We start from the raw sequence: 3,523 nt of genomic DNA, 5'->3' as shown, positions 1-3,523 counted from the left end.
GCGGGCTGGCATCTGGTCCATATGGAGCCGCTCGACGCGGCGCTGCGCAGTGCGGCGGTGCGGACGCGCTCGGCGACGACGATCGCCGCGCTGGCGACGATCGCGGCAATGCTCGGCGCATGGTGGCTGCACCAGCGCCGCAAGCGCAACGCCGGTGCGCGCGCCGAACTCGAGGCCGAGGTGGCACGCCGCACCGCCGAGCTCAGCGCCACCGCGGACCGGCTGCAGATCGAGGTCGAGCAGCGCGAAGCCGCCGACCAGCGCTTCCGCCAGGCACGCGAGGAGCTCGCCCATGCCAACCGTGTCGGCTCGATCGGCACGATTACCGCCAGCGTCGCGCACGAGATCAACCAGCCGGTCGCCGCGATCCGCACCTTTGCCGACAATGCCGCCGCGTTCCTTGCGCGCGACGAACCCGCGCGCGCCGCGACCAACCTGCAGGCGATCGTCGAGCTGACCAGCCGGATCGGCACGATCACCGCGGGGCTGCGCCGCTATGCCAGGCGCGGCGCGGGCTCGATCGGCCCGGTCGCGCTCGACGCGGCGATCGACGGCGTCCGCCTGCTGATCGGCGACCGCTTCCGGGCGAAGGGCGTGACGCTCGACCTGCCGAGCGGGCCCGAGGCGCGGCTGACCGTGATCGCCGGCCGCGTCCGCCTCGAACAGGTGCTCGTCAACCTGCTCCAGAACGCGCTCGACGCGGTTGCCGAGCGGCCCGATGCGCGCGTCGACGTCACCGTCGGGCGCAAGGGCCGCGATGTCGTGCTGACCGTCGCCGACAACGGCCCCGGCATCGATCCCGGCATCGCCGACGACCTGTTCACACCGTTCGCGACCAGCAAGACCGACGGCCTTGGCCTCGGGCTCGGCATCGCGCGCGACATCATGACCGAGTTCGGCGGCACGCTCGACCTCGTCCCTGCTCCACGAGGCGCCGTCTTCCGCATGATCCTGGTAAAAGCATGAGTGAGCAGAGCGTCCTGCTCGTCGACGACGACGACGTGCTGCGCGGTGCGCTCGAACAGTCGTTCGAACTCGCCGGCATCGCGGTGATCGCCGAGCGCGACCCGACCGTCGCGCTTGCGCGGATCGATGCGGGATTCGACGGCGCGGTGGTGTCCGACATCCGCATGCCCAAGATGGACGGGCTCGAACTGTTCCGCCGCATCGCCGCGATCGATCACGAGATCCCGGTGCTGCTGATGACCGGCCACGGCGACGTCGCGATGGCGGTCGCAGCGCTCAAGAACGGTGCGTTCGACTTCATCCCCAAGCCGTTTGCGACCGATCACCTGATCGCGGGCGCGAGGCGGGCGCTCGAGATGCGCCGCCTCGTCCTCGACAATCGCCGGCTGCGCGCCGCCGCCGAGGAGACGATCGGCGCCGAACCGCTGATCGGCGAGACCCCGGTGATGGTCCGGCTGCGCGAGACGATGCGCCAGATCGCGCAGGCCGATATCGACGTGCTGGTCGAGGGCGAGACCGGGACCGGCAAGGAGCTGGTCGCGGTGCTGCTCCACCGCTGGAGCAACCGCCGCTCGCGCCCGTTCGTGGCGGTCAACTGCGCCGCGCTGCCCGAGGCGGTCGCGGAGATCGAGCTGTTCGGTCATGACGGCGATTCACGCCTGCCCCGCACCGGCCGGATCGAGGCGTCGAACCGCGGCACATTGTTCCTCGACGAGATCGAGAGCACCTTGCCCGCGGTTCAGGCCAAGCTGCTCCGTGTGCTCGAGGAGCGCGAGGTCATGCCGGTCGGCGGCGACCTGCCCCGCGCGCTCGACCTGCGCGTGATCGCGGCGGCGAAACCCGGGCTCGACCAGGCGGTCGAGGATGGCCGGTTCCGCGCCGAACTGCTGTTCCGGCTCGACGCGGTGCGGCTGCGCATCCCGCCGCTGCGCGAACGGCGCGACGACGTGCCGCTGCTGTTCGGGCATCTGCTGCACCAGGCCGCCGAGCGGTTCGGGCGCGAGGTGCCGACGATCGACACCGCGACGCTCGCCTATCTCGGCCAGCATGACTGGCCGGGCAATGTCCGCGAGCTCGACAATCTGGCGAAACGGCTGGTGCTGCGCGTCGAGGCGGATGCGCCGGCGGACGAGGATGGCGACCTGCCGCTTCCCGCGCGTGTCGACAAGTTCGAGGAGGCGACGATCCGCGCGACGTTGCATCAGGTCAGCGGCGACGTCCGCTCCGCGCTCGCCGCACTCGGCATCCCGCGCAAGACCTTCTACGACAAGCTGAAACGCCACGAGATCGACGTCGAGGCCTATCGACCGACCAAGTCCCAACCGTCATCCTGACAAAAGTCAGGACCCAGGGTTACAGGGGTAGCGGTCGTGGCTCTGGGTCCTGACTTTCGTCAGGATGACGGCGGTATGGCTACCCTAAGTCGGAATGACCGGCACCACCCCGCCCTGCCGCGTCGCCACGAACCGCGCGAGCGGCGGTCCGATCAGCAAGACGCCCAGGAACCGCATCACCTGCAACGCCATCACGAACGGCACGTCGACCGGGCTCGACGCGGCGATGATCGCGACCGAATCCATCCCGCCGGGGCTCGACGCAAGATAGGCGGTGACCGGATCGATCCCCGCCCAGCGTGTCAGCGCCGCCGCGATCCCGCCACAGAATGCGATCAGCAGCCCGACCGACAGCAGGATCCGCGGCATCGCCTTGCCCGCCACCCGGAGCGTATCGCGCGTGAACGACAGCCCGATCTTCCACCCGACCACCGCATAGCTGATCGCGAGCAGCCATTGCGGCAGCACCGGCTGCGCGATCCCGGTGACGTTGAGCACCCCGCCCAGCACAAGAGGTCCGAGCAGCGCGCCCGCCGGCAGCCGCAGCTTGACGCCGAGAACCGCGCCGACGCCGGCGATCGCCACCGTCCGCAACACGGCGACCGGATCGACGCCCACGAACCACGCCGCGGCCGGATGATGCCCGCTGCCGCCGCCGACCATCACCGCCGCCAGTACCGAGGCGACGACCGCGACGCACACGACGCGCGTATAGGTCATCACCGCGACCAGCCGCGAATCCGCGCCGTAGGCCTGTGCCATCAGCACCATCGCGCTGGCAGCACCCGGCGTCGAACCCCATACCGCGACCGTCCCCGGCAGCACCTGCCAGCGGCTGAGCAGATAGCCGAGCACGCTGCTGGCCGCGAGCGTCGCGACATTGACCGCGAGGAACACCGGCCAGTGCTGCGCGACGGTCGCGACGATCCCGGTGGTGATCGACCCCGCGATCAGCGTCCCCACCGCCGCCTGTGCGCCGCGAAAGGCGAGGATCGGCACCCCCAGCGACCAGCCGCGCACCGCGAGCACGACCGCCGCGATCATCGGTCCGAGCAACAGCCCCGCGGGCAGTCCGATCCATTCCAGCGCCCCCGCCACCAGCGCCGACAGCGCGACCAGCAGAGCCCAGCGCCAGATCATGCCTTGGTCGCGAACCAGATCACGTGACGCGCGCCGCCCTTGCGCGTCGCGCGTGCGACGATCTCGTCGACCGCGAACCCCGC

General features: G+C 70.7%; 3 protein-coding genes. 2 read left to right on the top strand and 1 reads right to left on the bottom strand.

What is annotated here, in order from left to right; genetic code table 11:
• Together sphsw_RS17210 and sphsw_RS17205 are read left to right on the top strand one after the other, a co-directional pair.
• On the top strand, nt 1-966 hold a 966-nt coding region (locus tag sphsw_RS17210), incomplete at its 5' end, for a sensor histidine kinase (RefSeq protein ID WP_235188451.1).
• Complete coding sequence (locus tag sphsw_RS17205) at nt 963-2,300, top strand: sigma-54-dependent transcriptional regulator (protein ID WP_031441691.1); 1,338 nt, start codon at nt 963-965, stop codon at nt 2,298-2,300. The genes sphsw_RS17210 and sphsw_RS17205, both read left to right, overlap by 4 nt.
• 84 nt (nt 2,301-2,384) lie before the next feature.
• On the opposite strand, the gene sphsw_RS17200 is transcribed toward sphsw_RS17205, so the two are convergent.
• A partial coding sequence (locus sphsw_RS17200; protein ID WP_235188450.1) for an AbrB family transcriptional regulator occupies nt 2,385-3,523 on the bottom strand: 1,139 nt, incomplete at its 5' end.

This window comes from Sphingomonas sp. FUKUSWIS1 (genome assembly GCF_000733135.1).
GTDB lineage: Bacteria > Pseudomonadota > Alphaproteobacteria > Sphingomonadales > Sphingomonadaceae > Sphingomonas > Sphingomonas aerolata.
This window is presented reverse-complemented; position numbering and strand designations above follow the sequence as displayed.